13 protein-coding genes and 2 pseudogenes are annotated in these 25,434 nt (G+C 68.7%); 1 reads left to right on the top strand and 14 read right to left on the bottom strand.

The annotated features are described in order from the left end of the window. Positions 1-85: 85 nt before the first annotated feature. From BTO20_RS40455 to hrcA, 6 genes and pseudogenes are all read right to left on the bottom strand, one after another. Positions 86-550 (bottom strand): annotated as a pseudogene (locus BTO20_RS40455) (LAGLIDADG family homing endonuclease); the annotation flags it as partial. Between the two features lie 351 nt (positions 551-901). Then, positions 902-1,612, bottom strand: a pseudogene (locus BTO20_RS40450) (PhoH family protein); the annotation flags it as partial. Between the two features lie 162 nt (positions 1,613-1,774). Next, entirely contained in the window at positions 1,775-1,942 is a 168-nt protein-coding gene (locus BTO20_RS12460; RefSeq protein ID WP_087076246.1) for a hypothetical protein, read from the bottom strand. 193 nt (positions 1,943-2,135) lie between these two features. After that, positions 2,136-2,885 carry a 16S rRNA (uracil(1498)-N(3))-methyltransferase gene (locus tag BTO20_RS12455; RefSeq protein WP_087076244.1) on the bottom strand — a complete coding sequence of 250 codons (750 nt, stop codon included), beginning with the start codon at positions 2,883-2,885 and terminating at the stop codon, positions 2,136-2,138. 15 nt (positions 2,886-2,900) lie between these two features. Then, a complete protein-coding gene (gene dnaJ / locus BTO20_RS12450) occupies positions 2,901-4,052 on the bottom strand; it encodes a molecular chaperone DnaJ (protein WP_087076242.1) in 1,152 nt (383 codons plus the stop codon). A 21-nt stretch (positions 4,053-4,073) separates the two neighbouring features. After that, entirely contained in the window at positions 4,074-5,105 is a 1,032-nt protein-coding gene (gene hrcA, locus BTO20_RS12445) for a heat-inducible transcriptional repressor HrcA (protein ID WP_087076240.1), read from the bottom strand. 172 nt (positions 5,106-5,277) lie between these two features. Between hrcA and BTO20_RS12440 the strand changes: the two genes are divergently transcribed. Next, the gene (locus BTO20_RS12440; RefSeq protein WP_087076238.1) at positions 5,278-5,589 is read left to right on the top strand and encodes a type II toxin-antitoxin system VapB family antitoxin; all 312 of its coding nucleotides are present in this window, start codon (positions 5,278-5,280) and stop codon (positions 5,587-5,589) included. A gap of 14 nt (positions 5,590-5,603) precedes the next feature. Here BTO20_RS12440 and BTO20_RS12435 read toward each other — a convergent pair whose 3' ends face one another. From BTO20_RS12435 to BTO20_RS12400, 8 genes are read right to left on the bottom strand one after another with little or no spacing between them, the layout of a single operon-like run. Next, a complete protein-coding gene (locus BTO20_RS12435; protein WP_087076236.1) occupies positions 5,604-5,816 on the bottom strand; it encodes an MbtH family protein in 213 nt (70 codons plus the stop codon). After that, positions 5,794-7,137: an NADPH-dependent L-lysine N(6)-monooxygenase MbtG gene (gene mbtG, locus BTO20_RS12430; protein ID WP_232491121.1), complete on the bottom strand. Its 1,344-nt coding sequence runs from the start codon at positions 7,135-7,137 to the stop codon at positions 5,794-5,796. The genes BTO20_RS12435 and mbtG overlap by 23 nt, the downstream gene beginning before the upstream one ends. Then, positions 7,134-11,522, bottom strand: a complete 4,389-nt coding sequence (locus tag BTO20_RS12425) for a non-ribosomal peptide synthetase (protein ID WP_087076235.1) — start codon at positions 11,520-11,522, stop codon at positions 7,134-7,136. Before BTO20_RS12425 ends, mbtG begins: the two co-directional genes overlap by 4 nt. Beyond that, the gene (locus BTO20_RS12420) at positions 11,519-16,933 is read right to left on the bottom strand and encodes a non-ribosomal peptide synthetase (protein ID WP_087076233.1); all 5,415 of its coding nucleotides are present in this window, start codon (positions 16,931-16,933) and stop codon (positions 11,519-11,521) included. Before BTO20_RS12420 ends, BTO20_RS12425 begins: the two co-directional genes overlap by 4 nt. Beyond that, the gene (gene mbtD, locus BTO20_RS12415) at positions 16,926-19,859 is read right to left on the bottom strand and encodes a mycobactin polyketide synthase MbtD (RefSeq protein ID WP_087076231.1); all 2,934 of its coding nucleotides are present in this window, start codon (positions 19,857-19,859) and stop codon (positions 16,926-16,928) included. Before mbtD ends, BTO20_RS12420 begins: the two co-directional genes overlap by 8 nt. Beyond that, positions 19,859-21,181: a beta-ketoacyl [acyl carrier protein] synthase domain-containing protein gene (locus BTO20_RS12410; RefSeq protein ID WP_087076229.1), complete on the bottom strand. Its 1,323-nt coding sequence runs from the start codon at positions 21,179-21,181 to the stop codon at positions 19,859-19,861. The genes mbtD and BTO20_RS12410 overlap by 1 nt, the downstream gene beginning before the upstream one ends. Next, on the bottom strand, positions 21,171-21,917 hold the full coding sequence (locus BTO20_RS12405; RefSeq protein ID WP_087076227.1) for a thioesterase II family protein: 747 nt from the start codon (positions 21,915-21,917) through the stop codon (positions 21,171-21,173). The genes BTO20_RS12410 and BTO20_RS12405 overlap by 11 nt, the downstream gene beginning before the upstream one ends. After that, positions 21,914-25,390 carry a non-ribosomal peptide synthetase gene (locus tag BTO20_RS12400; protein WP_269770347.1) on the bottom strand — a complete coding sequence of 1,159 codons (3,477 nt, stop codon included), beginning with the start codon at positions 25,388-25,390 and terminating at the stop codon, positions 21,914-21,916. The genes BTO20_RS12405 and BTO20_RS12400 overlap by 4 nt, the downstream gene beginning before the upstream one ends. Positions 25,391-25,434: the final 44 nt, after the last annotated feature.

The following is a 25,434-nucleotide window of genomic DNA, read 5'->3' as shown; positions in this document are numbered from 1 at the left end:
CTGCAGGTAGGCGGATGTCGAGAAGGTGCGCGTCAGAACGGTGATGAACTTCGCGCCCCCGGGCCAGTCCGGGTTTGCGGCCGTCGGCGTCGCGCGTGCGTAGGTAGACAACCCCGCCCAGTGACTCGACGAGGAAGATCACGTTGTCGCACAGCTGATCGGAAACCGTCGTGTACTGGATGCGGCAGGTGCGGCCCTGCTGTGTGACGGGACCGCCGTCGGTATCGAGCAGGCCTTGTAGCACCGCCAGGCGCACATCAGCCGAGTTGAACAGATAGTCCTCGGGGACGAATTTGGAGTCAGATTTCTTGCCGGACAAGTCGAGGGCCCGCAGGACGCCGGTGACCGGATTCTCGATCGTGATCACTTCACCCGGGTTGGTGACGCGATTCAGCACGTAATCGATCTCGGTCTTACGGCGAACCGCGATGCCCGGTACAAGGGCCTCGAGTGCCTCCGCCAGCTCCGGATCCTTCGTCGCGAAGGTCGGGGTCGCGGGGGAAGAGAAGCATCCGTCGCCCAGCAACAACCCCAGGGCATACGGATCCATCGGCACCGGCCGGGACTCGAATGTCACCGGAGCACTCAGCAGTGGCAACTCGTAGCGGTGGGCGTGCGCTGCTCGGAGATTCCCGATCATCTCCTTGGTCTCCAGCACCCGAGCCGGCTTGTTTCGCCGACGGTCCGAAGCCGTGTAGACGGCCCACAGATGGTCGCCGGACGCCATCGTCGACGCGCCGTCCTGGGTGTAGACCCGGTAGATCTCCTTGAAGCCCTGCGGGTAGACCCCCGTCACCTCGGTGGGTGAACCGTCCGAGCCGATCACGAAGTCGCCGACCTTGATCTCGCCGATCGCGCGGAATCCGTCAGGCGTGAGCACGTTGGTGAACAAGGGCTGCGCCCGGCCCCGCATATAAGCCAGCGGCGCGACCTCGATCACCCCGGCGCTCATCAACTTTGGGATCAGCTCGGGATCCATCATGTCGTGCAGGGCGTCGTAGAGCGGCCGCAGGTACGGGTCGATCTTCTCGCTCAGGGTGCCGGGCAGGAAGCCAAGGCGCTCACCGGCTTCCACCGCGGGCCGGGTCAAGATGATGCGGCTGACCTGCTTGGTCTGCAGTGCGCTGACGGCCTTCGCCATGGCCAGGTAGGTCTTGCCGGTGCCCGCCGGGCCGATGCCGAACACGATGGTGTGGGCGTCGATGGCGTCGACGTAGCGCTTCTGGTTGAGCGTCTTGGGCCGGATGGTCTTGCCGCGCCGGGACAGGATGTCCAGCGTCAGTACCTCGGCGGGCGACTCGTCCTCGGTGCCGGTGAGGATCGCGACGCTGTGCCGCACGGCGTCCGGCGTCACCGCCTGCCCGCTGGAGACCACGGCCACCAGCTCGGCGACGACGCGTTCGGCCAATGCGACGTCGGCGGGCTCGCCGGAAAAGGTGATCTCGTTGCCGCGCACGTGGATGTCGGCGGCGAGCAGGCGTTCGAGTGCCCTCAGGTTTCCGTCAGCCGAACCCAGCAGACCCACGATGATGTCGGGTTGAACACTGATGCTGCTGCGGACCGATTCCGATGTAGAGGCCGAGGAATCGGCTGTTGTCTCGCGGGGCGTCACGTGGGGTTAGGTTCCTACTTCCGGATTTCGAGTTATGGCAGTTCCAGGACGGTTTGCTCACCCCAGTTTACCGCCGGTCTGTGACACCGTCCCAATGGATAAGCAGCGCAGACACGGAAAGGGCGCCCCAGCAGGGGCGCCCTTCGCGATCAGTGTTGAGCGTCAGTGGCTCTGGTGCACGGTGGTGTCGACCTGCGGCACGGTCACATGCGGGCCGATCTGATCCAGCCAGTCGTGGTGGCTGACGTCTGCCTGCGCGGAACCGGCCAGACCCAGAACCGCGGCGGCCATTCCACTCGCGATGATGGTGGCAAATCCGAACTTCTTCATGGTGATCCCCGGACCCTTCGTCTGCTGAGGTGTCGGCCGGTGGTGTGTTCATCGCCGGTCTGATAGTTAGAACACGCAGGTCAGAGACTTAATTCCGGTGGCAGAAATTGATCGGCAGGTGGCAGGAATTGATCGCGTCGGGCCCCGGCCCCAGCCGATTCAGGAACCGCGCCTGGCTACCAATCTGCAGGGGTCACAGCGCCCAACGGGACGTCAGCGCGCCGATTGCGCCCAGCGCGACCGCGGCGGCCGTCGAGGTGCGCAGCACCGTGGGTCCCAGCCGTACCGCCCGGGCCCCGGCCTCAGTCAGCGCGGCGATCTCCTCGTCGGCGATACCGCCCTCCGGGCCGACGATCAGCATCAGTGAATCGGCTTGAGCGATAGCCAGTTCGGTGATCGGTGCGGTCGCCGACTCGTGCAGTGCCAGCACGAGTGCGCCGGTGGCGACCGCATCGGCGACGCGCCGGGTCAGCTCTGCCGTCGACACCACCCCGTCGACGGTCGGGATGTGAGCCCGGCGGGATTGCCGGGATGCCGCGCGCGCCACCGCGTCCCACCGGCGTAGGCCCTTGTCCGCCTTCGGGCCGTCCCAGCGGGCCACGCAGCGGGCCGACTGCCAGGCGAGGAACGCGTCCGCGCCGGCCTCGGTCGCCAGTTCCACGGCCAACTCAGAGCGATCGGACTTGGGCAGGGCCTGCACGACGGTGACCTGCGGGCTGGGGGCGGCGATGACGCGCCGCTGCAGTACCCGCGCCGACAGCCGGGCCTTTGCCGTGTCCTCGACGACGCAGTGCGCCAGCGTGCCGGCACCGTCGGCGAGGTCGATCTCTTCCCCGATGCGGATGCGGCGCACATTGGCCGCGTGGAACCCCTCGTCACCGTCGAGCAACGCCAGCTCGCCCGCCGCGGGCAAGGCGTCGAGGTAGAACAGTGCCCTCGTCACAGCGGTGCCCCGGCGTCAGCGGCCGGAGAACGTCTCACGCAACCGGCTGAACAGTCCGCCATTCCCTGTCGTCGACGCCGACTGGGTCGAGCGCACCTCGGCGGTGTCCCGGGCGCGGTTCTCCTTGAGCTTGCCCAGCAGCTCGATGTCGGTGTGATCGAGCCGCGACGGCACCACCACGTCGATATGCGCGTGCAGGTCGCCCCGCACACCCGAGCGCAGATGCGGCATGCCGTGCCCGCGCAGCGTGGTGACCGACCCCGGCTGGGTGCCCGCTGCGACGGTGATCTCGGTGTCGCCGTCGAGGATGCCCGTCACGGTGACGGTCGTGCCCAACGCGGCGTCGACCATCGGCACGGACACCGTGCAGTGCAGGTCGTCTCCGTCGCGGACGAAGATGGGGTGCTGCTTTTCGTGGACCTCGACATAGAGGTCGCCTGCCGGGCCGCCACCCGGGCCGACCTCGCCCTGGGCCGCCAGCCGCACCCGCATGCCGTCGCCGACACCGGCCGGGATCTTGACGCTGATCTCGCGCCGCGACCGCACACGGCCGTCTCCGCCGCAGCGGGTGCACGGATCCGGGATCACTTCGCCGACACCGCCGCAGACGGGACACGGACGCGCCGTCATCACCTGACCCAGCAGCGACCGCTGCACGGTCTGGATCTCACCGCGCCCGCCGCAGGTGTCACAGGTGACGGGAGTGGACTTGCCGTTGGTGCCCTTGCCCTGGCACAGGTCACACAGCACTGCGGTGTCGACGGTGACCTGCTTGGTCACGCCGGTCGCGCATTCCTCCAGGTCCAGACGCATCCGCAGGAGCGAATCCGCGCCGGGCCGAACCCGGCCGATCGGACCGCGTGACGTGGTGCCGCCGCCGAAGAACGCCTCGAAGACGTCGCCGAGCCCACCGAAGCCGCTGAACCCGCCGTTGGCCGCGGCGCCGACCGATTCCATGGGATCGCCGCCCATGTCGACGATGCGGCGCTTCTCGGGATCGCTGAGCACCTCGTAGGCGACCTGGATCTCGGTGAACCGAGCCTGGGCCTGCTCGTCGGGGTTGACGTCCGGATGCAGTTCGCGGGCCAGCCGCCGATAGGCGCGCTTGATCTCCGAATCACTCGCACCACTGCTCACTCCGAGCAAGCCGTAATAATCGCGTGCCACGCCAGACCTTTCAGATGCCGCTCAGCGGCTGCCTAAGACTTCACCTATGTAGAGAGCAACCGCAGCGACATTAGCGATAGTTCCCGGATAGTCCATTCGAGTGGGTCCCACCACACCCATGCCGCCGTACACCTTGCCCGAACTGCCGTAGGTGGTACTCACCACCGACGTCCCCACCATCTGCTCGGCTTCGGTTTCATGACCGATGCGCACGGTCACCTTGCCTGCCTCCTGCTGCGCGGCCAACAGCCGCAACACCACGACCTGCTCTTCCAGCGCTTCGAGCACCGACCGCAGGGAACCGCCGAAGTCGGCGGTATTGCGGGTCAGGTTCGCCGTACCGCCGAGCAGCAGCCGCTCCTCGACGTGCTCGACCAGTGTCTCGACCAGCACGGTGGCCGACCGGCCGACCGCGTCGGCCAGGCCACCGCTGCCGTTGAGCTGGCTGGCGAGATCGGACACCGCGACCGACGCCGCGGTCAGTGGTTTGCCCTCAAGCGCCTGGCCCAGCATCTCCCGCAGCTTGGACAGCTGGTGATCGTCGATGGCGTCGCCGAGCTCGACGATCCGCTGATCCACCCGGCCGGTGTCGGTGATGACGACCAGCAGCAACCGGGCCGGGGTCAGGGCCACCACCTCGAGGTGGCGCACCGTCGACGTGGACAGTGTCGGGTACTGCACGATGGCCACCTGCCAGGTCAGCTGTGCCAGCAGACGCACGGCCCGACGCAGCACGTCGTCGAGGTCGACGCCGGACTCGAGGAAGTTGAGGATCGCGCGACGCTCAGACGTCGACAGCGGTTTGACGTTGTCGATGCGGTCGACGAACTCCCGGTAGCCCTTCTCGGTGGGCACCCGGCCCGAGCTGGTGTGCGGTTGGGTGATGTATCCCTCGGCCTCCAACACCGCCATGTCGTTGCGCACCGTCGCGCTGGACACACCGAGATTGTGGCGTTCGACGAGGGTCTTCGAGCCGATGGGCTCCTTGGTGGCAACGAAGTCGGCAACGATGGCGCGCAGCACCTCGAAACGACGGTCGTCGGCACTACCCACTGTTCACCTGCCCTTCGAGTCGTCGTCAAGCTCGTATCGCTTGATCTATTTTACTGACCAGCTGGACGTTTACCGACTCTGTAGTTGGTGCGCACGAGCGGGTGCGAGTACTAGCCTTGGCAACCATGCCGTTGCCAAGACCGCGTACAGGTAGCCCGGAGGCAGGTCGGCGATGATCTTCAAGGGTGTCATCGAAGGCAAGCCGTACCCCGAACATGGGTTGACCTACCGCGACTGGTCACGCATCCCGCCCCGGCAGCTGCGTCTCGACGAGATCGTCACCACCACGACCGTGCTGGCCCTGGATCGACTGCTGTCGGAGGATTCGACGTTCTACGGCGACCTGTTCCCGCACGCCGTGCGATGGCGCGGCGACATCTATCTGGAGGACGGTCTGCACCGCGCGGTCCGCGCGGCGCTGCGAAACCGCACCATCCTGCATGCCCGGCTGTTCGACATGGATTCGCCGCTGCCGCAGATGTGACAGCCGCGGTCCAACTACCGGGCCGTGGCCTCACGCAGGCTTCGCGGCCGCAAATCGGTCCAGGTCTCCTCGACATAGCCCAGGCAGTCCGACCGGCTGCCCGCACCGAAGACCGCCCGCCATCCCACGGGCACGTCGGCGAACGCCGGCCACAGGCTGAATTGGTCCTCGTCGTTCACCAGAACGACGAAGGTGCCGCGCTCGTCATCGAACGGATTGGTGCTCATCGGTACTGGTCTCCTCTTCGCGCAAGCGCTCATCGGTACTCCTGATTGATCGGTCGGTGATGGCTGAGCTGGCACGCAGGTCGGCGGCCAGCACGCGGTCGGACAGCAATCCGAGGCAGCTGAGGTTGGGGAAGCCAGGACCCTGGTTCAAGCCCGCCAGGCCCGGCAGGAACAGCTTCGGGATCACGCCTCGGACAGCGAGGTCGTCGCCGATGGATTCCTGCAGGCTCTCCCCCGTCAGCGGGCGGCCCAGACCCAGTTCGAGCATGTCGAGGGCATCCGGGGCGAGCAGCGGGACAAACCACAGGGCGTTTGCGCCGGATCCGTCGATCACCAGGTCGAATCCGTGTACGGTCTCCGAACGCTCGGCGCCTGTGTCGCTGAGCAGCGTCAACCGGATGCGTTCGTCGCGGGCGACGGCATGTGCGACCCGGCCGCGGAGATGGCGGATGCGGTCGTCGGCCAGCAGCGCCTCCTGAACCCGCGCCGAGAACACCCCACGGTCGGTGCGGTTCATGGCGTCCCGACGTTCGGACAGGGTCAGACCCGACCAGTGGGTGGGGTCCGAATACAGGGTGTTCTCGAAGAAGCCCTCGCCCCGGGTGAACAGGGTGACCTGTGGCGAGATCACGGTGATGGTCGAAACCCGATGGCGGAACAGCTCGTTGAGCATGGTGGCCGCGGTTTCCCCGCCGCCGATCACCGCCACCCGCTCGGCGGTGATGAGTTCCTGCGCCGCGGCGCGATGCCAGAACTGCGCGATGGACAGCACCCTCGGATTGCCGGGCAGGATGGACTTTTCGGCCTGCCCGGGACCGGTGACCATGACCGCGTCGGCCCGCACGGTGTCGTCGTCGGTCTGCAACATCCAGGCGGTCTGGTCGTCGTCGACGCCGATTTCGGTCACCTCACCGGACACCACGGTCATCCCGATGTTGTCGGCCACCCAGTTCAGGTATTGACTCCAGCGGCGATGGGTCGGAGCCGGCCGGCCCCGGTCGACCCACTCGGCGAAGTGGCCGATGTCGATCAGGAACGACTGCCAGCTGTGCCGCATCATCCGTTCGTCGAGCTCGGCGTTGCGGCGCGGCACCAACGAGGACCGGTACGGGAAACCGACGTCCTTTTCGGGACTGGTGCCCAGCCGGTGCTGTCCGTCGGTCCAACCGCCGATGGCCTGCCAGTTGGCCGCGACACCGGCACGTTCGACGACGACGACATCGGGCGCGGGCACACCCAGGGTCCGCAGTTCGGCGGCCTTGGCTGCCACCGCGATCGCCTTCGGACCGGCACCGATCACGGCCAGGGTGGGTGTGCTCACGCGGTCACCTCTCGCAGGGCGTCGAGCCAGATCGCTTGCAGGGCAGCGATGTCGGCGTCGGACAGGATGTCGGGAAGGGTCCGCCACTGGGTGCCGAGGATCGCGGCGCCGTCACCGTCGATCACGGCGGCCATGATGGTCAACTCGTGGCGCACCGCCACCTGCGGTTCCGGCACCGGCGATACAGCAGATGTCAGGGACCGATCCTGTTGCAGGGCGTTGTCCGCCGAGTTGAGTTCGATGCGGCCGAGGTAGTTCAGCAGGATCTGCGGATCCCGGTGGGCGCCAAGCCGTTCGGCGGTGTCGGGTCGAAGATGACGCAGCAGGCCGTAGTCGATCGGGTCACCCGGGATGGCAGCGACCTGGGCGGCCACCCCGTGCGCATCGTCGGCGGTGAGCCGCAGCGGATAGATCATGCTGAGCAACCCCGCGGTGTCCCCGGTGTCGACGTCGCCGTCTTCCTCACCGACGCCGGCCGACAACACACCGTCCGAGCGCCCATAGGTTTCCAGCGCGAGCAACGGAGCAGGCGTGGGTTGGCCACGGCGCCTGCGCCAGGTGGTCAGCGCGCGGGCCGTCGTCGCCGCGAGCACTTCGGTCACCGGCACCGGTCCGGCCAGCAGCCGCGCGGTGACATCGGGTTCGGCGTAGGCCATCTCGACCACGACGTCTCCCATCCGGTCGCGGGCCGGATCGATGCGTCGCATGCCGAGATCGGGATCGCCGCCGTCGAATTGGCTTTCCCAGAAGTCGCACGAGTCGAGCTTGAGCGCACGGTCGGACAACAGCCGCGACCACTGCCGCAGCGACGTGTGTTCGCGCACCGGCGTGGGCGTGCGCCCGGCCGCCAAGGCGTGCCAGGCGGTTTCGAGTTCACCGACCATGATCCGCCACGATGCCGGATCCAGCGCCAACACGTGGCCGGTGAGGATCAGCACGCCCGCACCCGCGTCGGGATGGTGCAGCCACACCGCATCGAGCATCGAACCCTGCTGCGGGTCAATCCGTTCCACCGACAGTTTGGCGTGTTCAGCCACCGCCGTGACCAGGTCACCCGACGCGGTCGCTTCGGACAGCACCGCGCCTGCCTCGTCGGCGACGAGCGTCATGGTGGCGCGGTCCAACCGCGTGCGCAGCACCTCGTGCCCGTCGATCACCGTGCGCAGCACGGTGTCGAGGTGTTCCCGGGTGGTGCCCTCCGGCAGTCGGAACGCGTCTGTCTGCGCCAGCCGGCGCGGGTCACCGTATTGGTAAAGCCAGCGACCATTGGGCAGCAACGGGATCGGACCCGACTCCTCGTCCTCGTCGTCGACCCGGACCTCGTCGTTGTCGATCGCGGTGGCGAGTTCACGCACCGTCGAGCAGTCCAACATCAGCCGGGCGCGCATCGCGATACCGCGCCGGCGCACGGCCTGCACCACCGACAGCGCCACGATGCTGTCCAGACCCAGTTCGAGGAAGTCTGCGGTGACGTCGACGTGACCGGCGTCGAGCATGTCGGCCAGTACCTCGGCGAGCACCTTCTCGGTGTCCGTCGCCGGCGCGTCGGATCCGTCGACGCGGACCGTCGCGTCGAACGCGGCCAGCGCGGTGTCGTCGACCTTGCCGTTGGTGGTCAGCGGAATTTCGTCCACCGCGATGATGTGATGGGGCACCAGGTATCTCGGCAACATCGCCGATAACGTGTGACGGAGCTCGGCGGTGGGCACGTCACCGCACACATAGGCCGTCAACCGTGGTCCGCTGCGGTGCCGGCGCACCGCGACGTGGGCGTGCCGTACGCCGGGTTGCCTGCGCAGCACTGCTGCGACCTCGCCCGGCTCCACCCGGAACCCGCGGATCTTGACCTGGTCGTCCACCCGACCCAGAAATTCGATGGCGCGCGAGCCGGGTCGGCGACGCGCCACGTCACCCGTCCGGTACATGCGCGCACCGGGAATGAACGGATCGGCGACGAACCGGCTCGCGGTCTCCCCCGGCCTGCCGATGTAGCCGCGGGTGAGTTGTCCACCGGTCAGGTACAACTCGCCTGCCACGCCGTCGGGAACCGGCCGCAGCCAGTGATCCAAGAGGTAGGCGGCGGTCGAATCGGTGGGCTCACCGATGCATGGCGAGCTGTGCCCGGTGATCGTGGCGACGACCGCCTCAACCGTGGTCTCGGTCGGTCCGTAACAGTTGTACGCCGACATCCAGGTGCGCTCGCACTCGTCCCGGATCCCCTGCCACGCAGCGGGGTCGATGGCTTCGCCACCCAGTGCCAGCACGGCCAACGGAACCCGCGAGAGCAGCCCTGCCGCCCGCAGCTGGCTGAACATCGACGGCGTGGTGTCGATCATGTCGATCGCGTAGCGGCCGATGGTGTCGACGAGAGCCTCAGCATCCCGCTGGATCTCGTCGCCCACGATGTGCACGGTGTGCCCGTCGAGCAGGGCCACCAGCGGTTGCCAGGCCGCATCGAAGGTGAAGGACCAGGCATGCGCGATGCGCAGTGGTCGGCCGAGCCGGTCCGCGGCCGGACGCAGGACCCGGCGGGCGTGGTCGGCGCCGTAGGCCAGCAGGGCCCGGTGGGTTCCGATGACGCCCTTGGGTTTACCGGTGGTACCCGAGGTGAAGACGATGTAGGCGCCTTGGCCGGGGTGTACCGGTGGTGGGCTGTACTCGGTGGCCGGTTCGCCGGCGACGGCGGCGAGCAGGGCATCGTCGACGACGAGGGTCGCACCGGTTTGGCGGAGGATCTCGGCGACGCGTTCAGCGGGCATGGCGGGATCCAGCGGCACGATGAGCCCGCCCGCCTTGAGCACGGCCAGCATGGCGACGACGTAATCGGGGCCACGGCGCAATCGGATCGGGACCGGCGTTTCGGTGCGCACCCCCCGGCGGTGCAGGCCGGCAGCCAATGTGTCGGCGGCCTCCTCGAGCCGACGGTAGCTCAGTTCGCCGCCATCCCAGCTCAGTGCGATCGACCCGAGGCGCTGCGCGGCGACCGTCGTCAACGCGGTATGAAACCCGCCGGGTCGTTCGGTGGTGTCCGCCGCAGCGGCGGGCTGCTGCTCGTCGCCCTGGGTGACGGTCACCTCACGCATGGGGCGATCCCACAGCTGCAGGAGACGCTGCACGACGGTGAGAACGCGCTGCCCGAGTGCCCGCGGGTCGAGCAAACCCAGTGCACCGTCGAGTGTTTCGACCAGTACGGTGAGCCTGCCGTGGGTGGGGTGCGCGGCGATGGTGACCGGGAAATGCGAGAGGCTTTCCAGCGCAGACGGTTTCAGCACCGCTCCGGGGAGAGTGAAGTCGCCACTGCCGACCAGGCCGCCGGGTGGGAAGTTCTCGTACACCAGCAGCGTGTCGTAGAGTTCGCCGATCTCACCGAGCGACCGCAGTTCGGTGTGACTGAGATAGCTGTGGTCGCGCAGGTCGGCGGCCTCGCGTTGCAGGGCCAGGCATTGCGCCCCCACCGGTCGCGACGGGTCGAGGCGAACGCGCAGCGGAACGGTGTTGATGAAGAGCCCGACCATCGCCTCCACCCCGGCCAGCTCGTCCGGACGGCCCGAAACCGTCACGCCGAACACCACATCGGTGCGATCGGTGAACGCGGACAAGATGGTGGCCCAGGCCATTTGGAACAGTGTGTTGACGGTGATGCCGCGCGAGCGGGCCGCGTTCACGATCTGGGTGGTCTGCTGCTCGTCGAGGGTGACCTCGGTGCGCTCGGGCAGTCCGGGCCGGGCCTCCCGACCCGACAGTGCCGGGGACAGCATGGTCGGGGCGTCCAGACCCGCGAGGTGTGCGCGCCAGCGGGTCCGGCTGGCGTCCTGGTCCAGCCCGGCCAGCCAGCCGATGTAGTCGCGGTACGGCCGGGGCGGTGCGGGCAGCGCCGCCTGATCCCCCTTGGCCGCGTACAGCGAGAGGAACTCGCCGACGAACACCGGCAGCGACCACCCGTCGATCGTGATGTGGTGCGCGACGATGACCAGTCGCCAACGCAGCTCGGGCTTTTCGATGAGCAGGAACCGGATCAACGGACCGCGGCCCAGATCGAAAGGCCTGGCCCGCTCCTCGGCCTCGACGGTGACGGCCTCTGCATCGCTCGCGCTGACATGCCGCCACGGCACCGCGACCTCCGACGGAACGACGGCCACCGGGCGACTCAGCTTGCCCTGAAAGAAGCTGGCGCGCAGGTTGGGATGGCGCACCAGCATTGCCTCGGCGCAGGTCCGCAGCAACTCGATGTCCAGGTGCCCGTCGATGTCGGCGGCCATCGCGATGACGTACGGGTCGACGCCGTCGTCACCGTCGGTCAACCCGGCCAAGGAGTACAACCCCTGCTGCAGCGGGCTCAGTGCCAGGACGTCGTCGACGCCGCGCGGTGTTCCGGTTGCGGTCATGGTGTTCCGTCCGTGTCGTGTCCCCAGCCCGCGGTCAGCATCGCCAGCTCGTCGGCCGACAGACCGGATGCGGCCATGGGTGCGTGGTGGGTGTCGCCGGGTGCCGCGGTGCCGGTGCCGGTGTCGATCGCCGCGGCCAACTCGGCCAGCTCCGAATGTTCGAACACCATCCGCGCCGTCATGGCGACCCCGGCATCCCGCGCTCGCGCCGCCAGCTGAACGGCCAGGATGCTGTCGCCGCCGAGGGCGAAGAAATCGTCGTAGCGCCCCACCTCGTCGACGCCGAGCAGCTCGGCCAGCTGAGCGGCCAGGGCCTGTTCGGTCGGCGTGGCCGGAGGTTCGCTGCGCACCGTCGCCGTCGCCCGCGGCCGTGCCAACAACGTGACGTCGTCGACGACGAGGATGGAGACGCCACTGAATTCCTCTGGGAGCGCGGCACGTACAGCCTCCAGCACCACGTCGGCATCACCGTGGACGACGATGTACCCGGCCAGCAGCGTCCCGCCGCGGCCTTCCCAGTTGCGGGTGGCGGCCGCCGCGACGCCGTCGAGCGCCTCCAGCGCGGCCTGCAGGCGGGGGTCGCCCGTGGTGACCGGTTCCAGCCGGCCGTCGGTGGTCCACCGGGCCCGGTCCCCGGTGCGGTACAACTGCCCCGCACCGAAAGGGTTGGGCACGAACCGTTGTGCGGACGCCGTCGGTGCGCTCCGCGCCGCTTCGTCGACAGCACCGCCCGCGAAGTACACGTCGCCGATGACGCCGACAGCCGTGGGCTCCCGCCACTCGTCGAGGACGTAGACGTGCGTCGCACCTTCGGTCTGCGGCAGCCCGGCAGGCGGCACCGCCCGCCGGCTCCAGTCCTCGACCAGGCGTTCCCGCTCGGCCGGTTCGATGACGCTGATGTCGCGCAGCGTCTGGTCGGCGTCGGTGGCGAACGCGCCGACGATGCGGTGCAACCAACCGACGAGCCGCTGCGCGGTGGCGGGTTCATACAGCTCGGTGCGGTAGATGACCGTGCCCTTGTACCCGGCGCCGGGCTGAGCGAAGAAATTCAGCGACAGATCGGCATGGGCCACGTCGAATGTCGGTTCCAGTGCGGTGAACCGAGTTTCGCCCTCAGGACCGGAGGCGATGACCTGCTCGGCGGGCAGATCTTCGCGGACATGGACGACGACCCCGAACAGCGGGTTGCGCGACAGCGACCGCACCGGGCTCACGGCATCGACGACGCGATCGAACGGCAGATCCTGATGCTGGTAGGCGGCCAACGCCATATCGCGTGACCGTCGAAGCACCTCGCGCAGGGTCGGGTTGCCCGACAGGTCTTTTCGGAGCACGACGATGTTGATGAAGAATCCGATCAGCGCGTCGAGCTCAGGGGCCGTGCGCCCGGCGACGGGCGTGCCCAGCGGTATGTCGGTACCCTGCCCCGCCTTGTGCAAGGCGATGGCGACAACTGCCTGCAACAGCATGAATTCGGTGACGCCGAGTTCGCGGGTCAGTTCGACGAGCTTCGTGCGGGTCGCCGCGTCGATGGTGAAGTCGAACGCGCGGCCGTCACCGCTCGGCACGGGCGGACGCGGGAAGTCCGGCTGCAGGCCGTTCTCCTCGGGCAACCCGGCCAGTTGTGTTGTCCAGTAATCCCGCTGCGCATCGACCGTGGCATCGTCCGTGGCCACCTGCCAGGCCGCGAAGTCCGCGTACTGCACCGGCAGTGGCGCCAACTGCACCGGTTGTCCCGCGCGCCGCGCGTGATATGCCGTGAGCAGGTCGGTGAACAGCACGGCGCCCGACCAGTGGTCGGCGGCGACGTGATGAACGATGAGCGAAAGCACATGTCCCTCGCCGGTCGACAGCACGGCGGCACGGATGGGCAGGTCGGCCTCGAGGTCGAAGCAGTATTTGCGTTCGGCGTCGAGTTCACGCTGAAGCCAGTCCTCCCCGTCACCGCTGGCCCGGCGTACGGTCAGCGGGGCCCGCGGATGCACGATCTGGTATGGCACACCGTCGATTTCCCGATAGGTCGTCCGCAGGATCTCGTGTCGGTCGACGACGTCGTTGACCGCGGCGATCAACGCGTCGACGTCGCACGGACCAGTCAGTCGCGCCGCGAACGGAACGTTGTTGACCGGGTTGGGACCGTCGATGCGGAACTGGAACCACTGCCGAAGCTGCGCGGCCGACATCTGCAGCGGCCCGTCGTGCGGCACGGCGACGATCGCAGGCCTACCCGCACTCGTACCCGAGGCGCGCAGCGCCTCGATGTGCGTGGCCAATCCCGCCACGGTGGCATGCTCGAACACGTCCTGCACACCGACGTCGACACCGCAGCGAGCCCGTACCGCGGCGACCAGCTTGGTGGCCAGCAGCGAGTGGCCACCAAGATCGAAGAACGAGTCGTCGGCGCCCACGGTCGCGCGGTCGAGCAGTTCGGCGAACAATCCCGCGACGTCGCGTTCGGTGTCCGTCCACGGTTCCCGAAACTCCTTGGTGGACGCGATTTCCGGTTCTGGGAGCGCCCTGCGGTCGATCTTGCCGTGCGCGGTGATCGGGATTTCGGACAGCTCGACGTATGCCGCGGGCACCATGAACTCGGGCAGCGCAGCGCTCACCCTGGCGCGGATGCGATCGATCTCTACCCTGTCGGCGTCGGCGGCCGCGGTGACGTAGGCGACGAGGCTCTTGCCCAGGCTGGGCAGATCGCTGACCACGACGACGGCCTGGCCGACCGACGGGTCGACGGAGATCGCCGCTGACACCTCGCCCAGTTCGATGCGGAACCCGCGGATCTTGACCTGTTCGTCTGCGCGGCCGACGAATTCGATGTCACCGTCGGCGTTGCGCCGGGCCAGATCCCCCGACCGGTACATGCGGGCTCCGGGATTGAACGGGTCGGCGACGAAGCGTTCCGCGGTCAGGCCCGGCCGGTGGTGGTAGCCGTGGGCGATATGTGTTCCGCCGATGTAGATCTCGCCCATCACCCCGGGCGGCACGGGCTGCAATGCGTCGTCGAGCAGATGGATGGTGGTGTTGATCTTCGGCGTGCCGATCGGGACGATGCGGGCGCCCTGTTTGCCTTCCACCTTGTAGCGGGTGCAGTTGAGCACGGTCTCGGTCGGCCCGTAGAAGTTGTGCAGCAACGCGTCGAACGTGGCGTGGAACTTGTCGGCGATCTCGCCCGGCAGGGCTTCCCCACCGATGGGCACACGTTGCAGGGTGCGCCATTCGTTGACCCCGGGCAGCGACAGGAACAGGCCGAGCAGCGACGGCACGAAGTGCATCGAGGTGATCCCCTCGTCGCGCAGAAGCGCGGTGAGGTATCCGATGTCCGTCAGTCCTCCCGGTTTGGGGATGACGAGCCGCGCCCCGGCGGCCAGCATGCCGAAGATCTCACCGATCGACACGTCGAAGCTCTGCGACGCCACCTGCAGCAGGCGGTCGTCCTGCGACACCCCGTAGTCGCCGCCGAACCACACGAAGTACTCGGCGATCGGACGGTGCTGCACCGGAACACCTTTGGGCAGGCCGGTGGACCCGGAGGTGTAGATCAGGTACGCGGTGTTGTCCGGGTGCAGCGGGCGCACTCGCTCGGTGTCGGTCGGGTCGGTGCACGGCTGGTCGTCCAGGCCGGTGACCGGTTCGCGCAACACGATTTTCGGGTCGGAGTCGGCGAGGATGTAGTCGAGCCGGTCTTGCGGATAGGTCGGATCCACCGGCAGGTACACCGCGCCGGCCTTGACGATGGCGAGCGCGGTGATGACGAGCTCCGGTGACTTGTCCAGCAGGACCGCCACCCGGTCCTCGGTGCCGATGCCCTGCCCGATGAGCCAGTGCGCCAGCCGGTTCGCCGATTCGTTCAGCTCGCGGTAGCTGTAGTGCCTGCCCTCGTACACCACGGCCGTCGCCTCGGGCGTGCGGGCGGCCTGCTCGGTCACCAGGTCCGTCAATGTGGTTGCCGGAGTGTGGAACTGCTCACCGGTGCTGACGGCGCGGAGCCAGGTGGCGTCTTCGGGGCCGAAGAGCTGCAGGCGGGACAGCGGCCGCTGCGGATCGGTCAGTGCGTCGTCGAGGAGGACGGCGTAGTGGCGCAGCATCTGGGCGGCCAGCGGGGCGTCGATGACCTCGGTGAGGTATTCGGCCTCGACGACGACACCGCCGGTGGCGTCCCATTCGACCATGAAGCCCAGCGGCAGCTGGGTGTGCTGGCCGCGTAGCTCACCGCGCCGGCACATCACACCGTCGGGGCTGAAGCCGCCACCGTCGGGCTCACGGAAACCGAAGCTCAGCCTGGTCATCCGTTCGGCACCGTGGCGCCGGTCCGGGTTCAGTTCGCGCACCACGCGGTCCAGGTTGACCCGCTGATGGGCGAACGCTCCCAGCGCGAGGTCGCGGGTCGCGGTGACCAGTTCATGGAATCCAGTGGTCCGATCGATCCGCATGCGCATGGCCACGGTGTTGCCGTAGTAGCCGATTGTCTCGTCGGATTCGCGGTTGAGCACCGGGGTGGCGACCAGGAAGTCGTCGGTATGGGTATAGCGGTTGATCAGGGCACCAAAGGCGGCCAGCAGCACCATGTACGGCGTTGCGCCGGTGTCGCGGGCCAGCGTGGATACCTTCTCGACCGTGTCCGGGCCCAGCACCAGCGTGGTGCGCTGCGAGCGGAAGCCGCTCGGCACGGCTGAACCGGTGGGGCCGGGCAGTTCCAACGGCTCCGGCGGGTCGGCGAGGACGTCGCGCCAATAGGCGAGATCCTCGTCGGCCTCCACGCCGCCGAGGCCCGGATTGAGGTATGCCCGTGGTGTTTCCGGGAGTTGGGCTCCATCGTAGGCGCGGGTGAGATCGGTGAAGAACACGCGCCACGATCCGTCGTCCCAGGCGATGTGGTGCGCGACGAGCAGCATGACGTGGTCGGTGGGACCGGTCTTGATGAGCGTGAGCCGCAGCGCGGATTCGGCGCCCAGATCGAACGGGGTGCCGAATTCCCGCTGCGCGAGCACCTCGAGCCGCAATTGCCGTGCCCGCTCGGACTTGTCGGTGAGATCATGCGTCGTCCAGGCCGGGAGCAAGTCGTCGTGCACGGTCGCACGGGGTTCACCGTTCTCGTCGGCGGCGAACGTTGTCCGCAGGATCGGATGCCGCTGTGCGACGGCGTTGACCGCGGCGTGCAGCGCCTCGGCGTCGAGCTCACCGGTGAGCCGGTAGGACGCGCAGACGTTGAGCAACACCCCACTCGGGTCGAAGCCCTGCACGAACCACATCCGGCGCTGCCCGTCGGTCAGGGCACCGGGATCCACCGCGGCACGTTCGGCGTGCCCCGCCCCGGGCGCCGAAGCCAGGCCGCGTTCGGCGAGCTTGCGCCGCATCAACTCCAGCCGGGCGTCGGAAGTACTGGGTGCGTCTGCGATGTCAGTCACGCGAAAGGGTTTCCTTTTCAGATCTGTCGAGGTGCTCGATCAGCTCGGAGGCGCTCGCGCCGCCGAGGATGGTGGCCAGCGGCACGGCGCATCCGGTGGCCTTCTTGAGCTTCTTGCGGAGGTCTAGCGCCAGCAGCGAATCGACGCCGAGGTCGAGCAGCGACGCGTCGAGGTCCAGTCGTGTGGTGTCGGCCAGTTTGAGCACCGAGCCCAACGCGACCCGCATCGCTGCGGTGGTATCCGTTTGGGTCGGCGGCTCGGAAATCCGGGTCTCGGCGCGGTCCTCGGTCCCGAGGAACGTCCGCAACCGGTCGGCGTCGGCCGTGAAAATCAGCGGGTCACCGACATGATCACGCAGACTCGCCTCGACCGCGCGCCCCGGGTCCATGGGCTGCAGCCCCGACCGTTGCACTCTTTCGATCTCCTCGGCGGAGATGATGCCGCTGCCGGGCCACAGCCCCCACCGCGCCGAGGTGCAGTGTCTGCCTGCCGTGCGCAGCTCGGCAGCCAGCCCGTCCAGCATCCGGTTGGCGGCCGCGTACGCCGCGTGCCCGTGCCCGCCCCACAGTCCGGACACCGAGGAACACAACAGGATTCGTGCGTCAGGGCGCAGTGGCCACGCCGCGATGAGATTGGCCGCGCCGCCGACCTTGGCGGCGAACGTGTCCCGCACGGCCGTGCCGGTGATCTCGCGACGCGCCGCGATGGTGGCGCTCGCCGCGGTATGGATCACCAGCGACGCTCCGCCGCCTGCTAATTCGGCCGCCACCGCCGACACCTGCGCCGGGTCGGTGATATCGCAAGCCGGCGCGACGATCTCGACATCATGGGGGGCGGCGAGCTCCGCGAGCCGACCGGCGTCCATACCCCTGCGGCTGAGCAGCACGATGCGCCGGGCGCCGTGTTCGGCCAGATACCGTGCATAGTGCAGGCCGACCGCCCCGATACCGGTGATCACGACGTCGTCGAACACCCCGGAGTCGGCCGACCAGGTCGGCGCCTCCGGGAACTCGTCACGCATGGTGCGCCGCAGCAACACCGGGCCGTGCCCGTCATCGCGCACCGCCAGATCGCCGCCGTCGCCCAACATCGCGGTGACGGCTGACGCCGCCACGGCGGGGTGCAGATCGGCGGGTAGGTCCAGCCGGTGGAAGTTCTGGTCGGGATGCTCGTAGCCGACGCTGCGGTGCATCGCGGCGAGCGCGGCGGCCCCGGGCAGCTCGCCGCCGAGCGTGACCAGCCAGACGTCGCGGGTGTCGGTGGTGATCGCGTCGGGGTAGCCGAGCAGTCCCTCGTCGACGCGGCGGCTCAGTTCCGTTGCGGCCCCGGCGGCGTCGGCGCGGAGGTCCGGCGCGATCACGATGAGCAGATCGGCGTCGGGGGCGGCCACGGAGCGGACCGAGCTGCTGCTGTCGACAGCCGCCCGCAGTAGCGTGCTCGCCTGCCCGCCGTCGCCCAGATCCAGCACCGCTGCCCGGCGGACACCGGGTACGGCCGGCACCGCACCCTGTTCCTGCCACTGTTCGGTCGCCACCGTCAGGCCCGGCAGCGGGGGCAGCGGCTGCGGCCGGGCCCACAAGTGCTCGGCCCGCATCGGAGCGAAGGGAAAGTCGGGCAACGGTTTCGCCGCGTCGAGCAGGTCGGCCCAGCGGAAATCCGGATCGGCCAGGGCCGCGGTCGCGATGTTGGCCGCCATTTGCTCGGTGAGTGGTTCGTCGCGCCGCCCGGACCCCACCGTCACCGCTGGTCCGCCGGCCATATCGGCGTCGTCGAGCAGGTCTCCCATGGCGAACAGCAGCGCGGGGTGCGCGGAGAGCTCGACGAAGATGCGGGCGCCCCGGCGGATCGCGGTACCGATGGCACGGTCGAAACGCACCGGGCTGCGCAGGTTGGTGTACCAGTAATCGGCGAAATCTGTACCGGCCGGCACCACGTCGGCGGTGGCGGAGCCGATGAACTGCACCGCGGAGTCGGCGAATTCGCCGTCAGGCAACAGTGATTCGAGTTCGGCACGCACCCCGTCGAGCGCGGTGGTGTGCGCCGGGAACCACATCTCGATCTCTTTGGCGAACGATCCGTTGCCGGTGACGGTGCGCACTGCCGCCGCAACGGCGGTAGCGTCACCTGAAATCGCCACCGATGCGCGGGAATTCACCACGGACAGTTCCAGCCACCCTGGAGTGGCGGCAATCACCTCGTTGGCCGCGTCGGCGGTGATGCCGAGCACCGCCACCCGGTACGGTCCGGTGAGCCGGTCGAGCACCGTGGCCCGGGCGACGACGACCGCGACCGCCTCGGGCAGCGTGATGACCCCCGCCAGGTACGCCGCGCCGATCTCGCCGAGCGAATGTCCGACGGTGATGTCGGGCAGCACACCGCAGGACAGCCAGACCCGGGCCAGCGCCACACCGTGCACGAACTGGGCGCCCTGGATCTGCACCTGGGAGAAGTCGTTGGTGTCGGCCGCCGCCGGCGCCAGCAGATAGTCCAGCGGCGACGCCGCACCGGCCGCGCCGAATGCCGCGGCGCAGGTGTCGGCCTCGGCCCGGTAGTCCACCAACCCGGCGTAGGCCTCGACCCCCATCGACGGCCACTGACTGCCCTGGCCGGGGAACACGAACGCCACCCGGGGTTGCGAGTTGCCGTGCTGTGAACCACTTCCCGCCGATCTGGTGACCAGCGGGTGGTCCTCGCCCCCGGCCAGGGCGCGTAGCGCGTCGAGCAGTTCGTCGCGGTCGGCGGCCCGCAACAGGGCACGGTGCCGCCGCAGCCGGCGGGTGCGCAGCAGGGTGTGTGCGACGTCGGATGACGTCGCGGCGGGTCGGGTGTCCAGGTAGCGCAGGACGGCGGCAGCGTCCTGCTCGACGAGGTCTGGCGCGTGGGCGCTGAGCAGAACGGGGACGCGGCCGTCGGGAAACCCGTTCATCAGGCCGCCTCGTCGGCTGGGATCGCGACGATGGCGTGGGCGTTGGTGCCGCTCATGCCGAATGCGGACACCGCGGCGATCCGTTGCCCGTTGACCGCAGGCCAGTGCGTCTGCTTGGCGGCAACCCGCAATCCTTGCGTTTCCCAGTCGATCTCGCGGCTCACCTCGTCGACGTGCAGGGTGGCCGGGATGGTGGCGCGCTGCGCGGCGAGCAGCACCTTGGCCAGCCCGAGACCACCGGCGGCCGCCTGAGCATGCCCGATGTTGGATTTCACCGAGCCCAGCACAGCGCCCATGCCTGATGCGGTGGCGCCGTACGTTCGGGTGAGCGAACGCAGTTCGGTGCGGTCGCCCAGCCGGGTCCCGGTGCCGTGCCCCTCGATCATGCCGACATCCTCGGGTCGGATTCCCGCGTGCCGAATCGCCTTGTCGAACAATCGTTGTTGCGCGGCACCGCTGGGCGCGGTGAGCCCGGTGGTGCGACCGTCCTGGTTGACCGTGGTGGCGCGGATCTCCGCCAGGATGCGCCGTCCCGCGCGGCGGGCGGTCGAGCGGCGCTGCAGCACGAACATCGCTGCGCCCTCGGCCCATATCGTGCCGCTGGCGTGGGCACTGTAGGGCCGGCAGTGCCCGTCGTCGGACAGCGCATGCTGTTTGGAGAACTCGACGAAATATCCGGGAGTGCCCATCACGCATACGGCGCCGGCCAATGCCATGTCGCAGTCACCGGCCCGCACCGCACCGACGGCGGTGTGCAGGGCGGTCAGCGCCGACGAGCACGAGGTGTCGACGGTCAGGGCGGGTCCGGCGAGGTCCAGGGTGTAGGCGATACGACCGGAGATCACACCCAGCGAGGTGCCGGTGATGAGATGGCCGCTGTGGTGCGAGAATTCGGAAAGCCCCGGCCCGTACTCCAGGCCGGAGGCCCCGATGTAGCAGCCCACGTCGTGGCCTGCGAGGTCGTCGGGGTTGATGCCGCTGTTCTCCAGCGCCCGCCACGCCAGCCGTAACCCGATGCGCTGCTGCGGATCCATGGCGACGGCCTCGCGCGGTGAGATGCCGAAGAACTCTGGATCGAATGCCGCTGCGGTGGTGAGGAATCCGCCGAGATTGTGGATGGGTTTGAAGCCGTCGCGGCGCGAACCGTCGAGCAGATCGCGGATCGCCCAGCCGCGGTCGGCCGGGAACTGGCCCAGGGCTTCGCGTTGTTCGGCCAGCAGTGTCCAGTAGGCCTCGGAGGTGTCGATGCCGCCGGGAGCCTCCAGCGCCATCCCCACGATCACGACGGGGTCGGCAGTGCGGGGGTGCCCGTCAGAGCTCATGGACCAGCTCCGCGACGTCTTCGACGTGGTCCTCGAGGTAAAAGTGGCCGCCGTCGAACATCGACACCGTGAAGGCTCCCCTGGTGTGGGTTTCCCAGCAGCGCAACATGTTCTCGCTGACGCGATGATCAGCGGCGCCGCCCAGCGCGTAGATGTCGGCGGCGATGGTCACGTCGGCCGCGCAACCGTACCGGTTGTAGGCCTGGTAGTCCGCGCGCACGGCCATCAGCAACAGTTCGACGAAATCTTCGTCGGCCAGCAACTGCGCGTCGGTGCCGCCGAGATCCACCATCTCGGCCAGGATCTCGGCCTCCGCGGTCGGCAGCTTCGGTGACGTGGCCGCCGCCGAAGGGGCTTCGCTCGCCGATGCCCACAGCACCGCGACGTCGACGCCCGCGCGCTCGGCGGTCAGGGCGAACTCGAAGGCCACTACGGCACCCATGCAGTGCCCGAACAGACGCAACGGGCCCATGCCTGCCCAGTCGGCTGCGTCGAACAGGTCGCGCGCGAGGTCCGCAACGGTGTCCGGCGCGGGATGGGTCAGCCGGTCCCCCCGTTGCGGATACTGCATGACGTAGGTATCGGAGCCGGCCTCGGCCAGGGCCATGCCGAAGCTTCGATAGGCCAGCGCCGCACCGCCCGCGTGCGGGAACACCAGGGTGGTGCCGGTCGTGCCGGGATACCGCTTGATCCAGGGTTTGATGCTCAGCTGTGCACCGGTCGTCTTGCCGGTCACGACGCGGAGGCGGTGTCGAGTGCGGACAGCACGTCGGCGTCGTCCATCGCGGCAACTTCGAGGTACAGCTCGGCCACCTGTTCCAGACGGCCGGTGTCGGCTTCCCGTGCCGCCAGCCGAACCGCCAGTGCTTCAACAGTTCTGGTGGCGAAGATGTCGGGCACCATCACCGTCGGAGTGTCCAGCCAGTCCCGGATGCGGGCGACGACCGTGGTGGCCAGCACCGAATCACCTCCCAATTCGAAGAAATCCTCGTCGACACCGACCTCACCGACGCCGAGGAGTTCGGCCACGATGCGGGCCAATGCCTTCTCCACCACGGTCGACGGTTGCCGAACCTGCGAGCGCTCCCCGGCCATCGCGTCGTCCAGCAGCCTGGTCACCGCGCGCCGGTCGGTCTTGCCGCCGATGGTGAACGGAAGCTGCTCCACCAGCTCGAAGTGCCGAGGAATCATATGCGGCGGAACGAGTTCCGCGAGCCCGGCGCGTAGCTCGGCGATGGTCACCGCGCCGTCGCGGGCCACGACCGCGGCGAGCATGTCACCACGCGCGCCGGGCACGACGGCGGCCACCGCGGCGTGCACACCGGGCAACCGCTGCAGCGCCGTCTCGATGTCGCCGAGTTCGATGCGGTAGCCACTGATCTTGACCCGATGATCGGCGCGACCGACGAATTCCAGGGTGCCGTCGGGCCAGTAGCGGGCCAGGTCGCCGCTGCGGTACCAGGTGCGCCCGCAATAGGTCACGAACCGCTCGGCGGTGAGGTCCGGCCTGCCGCGGTAGCCGCGCGCGATCCCTCGGCCGGCGAACCACAGTTCGCCGGGCACCCAGTCGGGGCAGTCGGCACCGGCGGCGTTGACGACGCGGCACGCGTTGTTCGCGAACGGCTTGCCGTAGGGAACAGCCGCCCAGTGCTCCGGCAGTTCGCCGGCCTCGAAAAGCGTGGCGTGGATCGCGGTTTCGGTGGCCCCACCCAGGCCCGCCAATCGCACGCCGGGCGCCAGAGTCTGCAGCTTACGGACCATGGTGGTGCGGACCCAGTCCCCGCCCGTCGGTACCGCACGCACCGACGGCAACGCGGCGCCCGTGGACGCGGCCGTCTCGACCAGCATTTCCAATGATCCGGGCAGGAAGTTGAGGACCGTGATGCCATGGGTGTTGATCTGCTCGACCCAGTGGTCCGGATTGCGCCGGTCCGCCTCGTCGACCACCACGACCGTCGCGCCCGCGGCCAGCGTGCCGAACACGTCCAGCACCGACAGGTCGGACTCCAGGTGGGTCAGCGCCAGCACACTGTCGTTCGGGCTGATACCGAAATGCCCGTTGAGCGCCTCGATCGTGTTCATCGCGGCGTCGTGCGTGACCTCGACGCCCTTGGGTTGACCGGTCGAGCCCGAGGTGAACAGGATGTACGCGAGCTCATTGGGATCGGTTGCGGCAGGCTCGATCTCGTCTGCCCTGGCGCCGACGCGCAGAGCTTCTGCGATGGTCAGGGCGGGTAGCCAGGTCGGTGGGCCGTCGCCGCAGAACAGCGCCATGCGAACGTCGCCGCCTTTGAGCATCCGCTCGGCTCGTTCGGCGGGCTGATCGATACCCACCGGCACGTACACCGCGCCTGCCGCGAGGATCGCCAGCAGCGCGGTGATCTGGTCGGGACCCTTGGGGCCCATCACCGCAACGCTTTCGCCGGTACGGATTCCTGCGACCTTCAGCGCGGCGGCCACGGTGAGCACCTGCTCGCGCAGTTGCGCGTAGCTGAGCCGGCCGGTCGAGCCGATCACCGCGGTCGCGTCGGGACGCACGGCCGCCTGGGCGAAGAATCCGTGATGCAGCGCGTGGCCGCTCGGCGCGGCGGTTTTCGCGTTGGCCGCGTCGCGTACGGCGCGCTGCGGATCGGTCAGCAGTGGCGGGGTCGGCGCTTCCCAGGCGGTGTCGTCGGTGGCCAGCCGACGCAGTTCGGCGATGTGGCGCTCGAACATGGCGTCGATGACGCCGGACCGGAACGCGCCTTCTCGGACATCCCAGTTCACCAGGACCCCGCCGTTGAATTCGGTGACCTGCGCATCCAGCAGCACCTGCGGCCCTTGGGAATTGATCCAGACCGGGGTGCCGAAGGCCGCGGTGACCTGGGCGCCGAACAGCTCACCGAGCCCGAGGGCACTGGTGTAGACGACGGGTGCCAGTACCTGGGTACCGCGGTGGCGCCCGAGGTCACGCAGCACCGACAACCCGGGATAGCCCGCATGCCCGGCGGCGGCGCGGAAGGTGTCCTGAACCGCTCTGGCACGGTCGGTGGCCGTCACGGTGCCGTCGAGGTCGATGCCGAGCAGAAGCGACGAGGTGAAATCGCCGACGAGCTGGTCGACGTCGGGATGCCGCTGCTCGCGGCCGAAGAGCGGCACATTGAGCAAGAAGCGCGACTCGGCCGACCAGCCGGCCAGGACTTCGGCGAACGAGGCCGCCAGGGTCATCGCCGGGGTGACGCCCCGGCGGCGCGCGGCTGCATACAGGGCGTCGCGGGTGTCGGGGTCGAGCCAGTGGTGGCGCCGGGTAGTGTGGTGCGGGTCGGCCTGTTCGGCCGGCGGCACCAGCGGCAGCCGCGGCGGGTCGGGCAGGTCGGCGATGCGCTCAGCCCACCACCGGCGGTCGGTTTCGTTGTCGAGTTCCGGTGCGGCCAGGCGGTATTCGCGATACGTGTATTCCAGGGCCGGCAACTGCTCGCCGGCGTAGAGGGCGGCAAGGTCAGCCATCAGCGTGCGGTAGCTCATGGCGTCGGCGGCCTGCATGTCGAGGTCGACGTGCAGTCGGGTGGCACCGCCGGGCAGCAGCGTCAGCGTCAGTTCGAACACCTCGCCGTGCAGCTGCTGATGCGACTTGGCGCGGCGGATGGTCGCCAGTCGCTCTGCGACACGCTGCGGCGTGGCCTCCCGCAGGTCTTCGACGGCTACCGGATACCGCGTGGCGGGCTCGGCGATGCGCTGGGTTCCGTCGGGCAGGAACTGCACGCGCAGCATCGGATGCCGTTCGGCCAGCGCGGTGGCGGCGCCCTGCAGCCGGTCGGGATCGACCCCTTCACCGTCGAACTCGACGTAGAGATGCCCGGCCACGCCACCGAGTTGCTGATCACCTTCGCGGCCCACCCACATGGCGTGTTGCATGGGCGCCAGCGGGAACGGCTCCCCGGAGTCCTGCGAGGCCGAAGGCGAAACTGGCTGCGGGACAGCATCGTTGGTGGTCCGGGCGGCCACGAGGGCAGCCCACGCCGATACGGTCGGCGCGGCAGCCAGCGCGGCGAAGTCGACGTCGATGCCGGCCCGGCGCCAGCGGCCGGCCAGCGACATCATCCGGATGGAGTCCAGACCTTGTCCGATCAGATCGGCGTGCGGATCGACGGCGTCGCTGCCGACACCGAGGAGGTCGGCCACCGCCTCCCGGATGCTCTGCGAGTCCGCGACGGCGAGATTGCTCATCATGACCTCCGACTGACGACAGATGATTTAGCGCAGGCTGCCCTAAC

This window comes from Mycobacterium dioxanotrophicus, assembly GCF_002157835.1.
In the GTDB taxonomy this organism is placed as follows: Bacteria; Actinomycetota; Actinomycetes; order Mycobacteriales; family Mycobacteriaceae; genus Mycobacterium; species Mycobacterium dioxanotrophicus.
Note: the sequence above shows the minus strand (reverse complement) of the source record. Positions and strands in the feature narration are given on the sequence as shown.

Bases quoted from the DNA above. Each gene is read 5' to 3' on its own strand.
- BTO20_RS12460 (WP_087076246.1), bottom strand. From the start codon at position 1,942: ATGAAGAAGTTCGGATTTGCCACCATCATCGCGAGTGGAATGGCCGCC.
- BTO20_RS12440 (WP_087076238.1), top strand. From the start codon at position 5,278: ATGATCTTCAAGGGTGTCATCGAAGGCAAGCCGTACCCCGAACATGGG.
- BTO20_RS12435 (WP_087076236.1), bottom strand. From the start codon at position 5,816: ATGAGCACCAATCCGTTCGATGACGAGCGCGGCACCTTCGTCGTTCTG.
- BTO20_RS12425 (WP_087076235.1), bottom strand. From the start codon at position 11,522: ATGACCGCAACCGGAACACCGCGCGGCGTCGACGACGTCCTGGCACTG.
- mbtD (WP_087076231.1), bottom strand. From the start codon at position 19,859: ATGAACGGGTTTCCCGACGGCCGCGTCCCCGTTCTGCTCAGCGCCCAC.
- BTO20_RS12410 (WP_087076229.1), bottom strand. From the start codon at position 21,181: ATGAGCTCTGACGGGCACCCCCGCACTGCCGACCCCGTCGTGATCGTG.
- BTO20_RS12400 (WP_269770347.1), bottom strand. From the start codon at position 25,390: ATGATGAGCAATCTCGCCGTCGCGGACTCGCAGAGCATCCGGGAGGCG.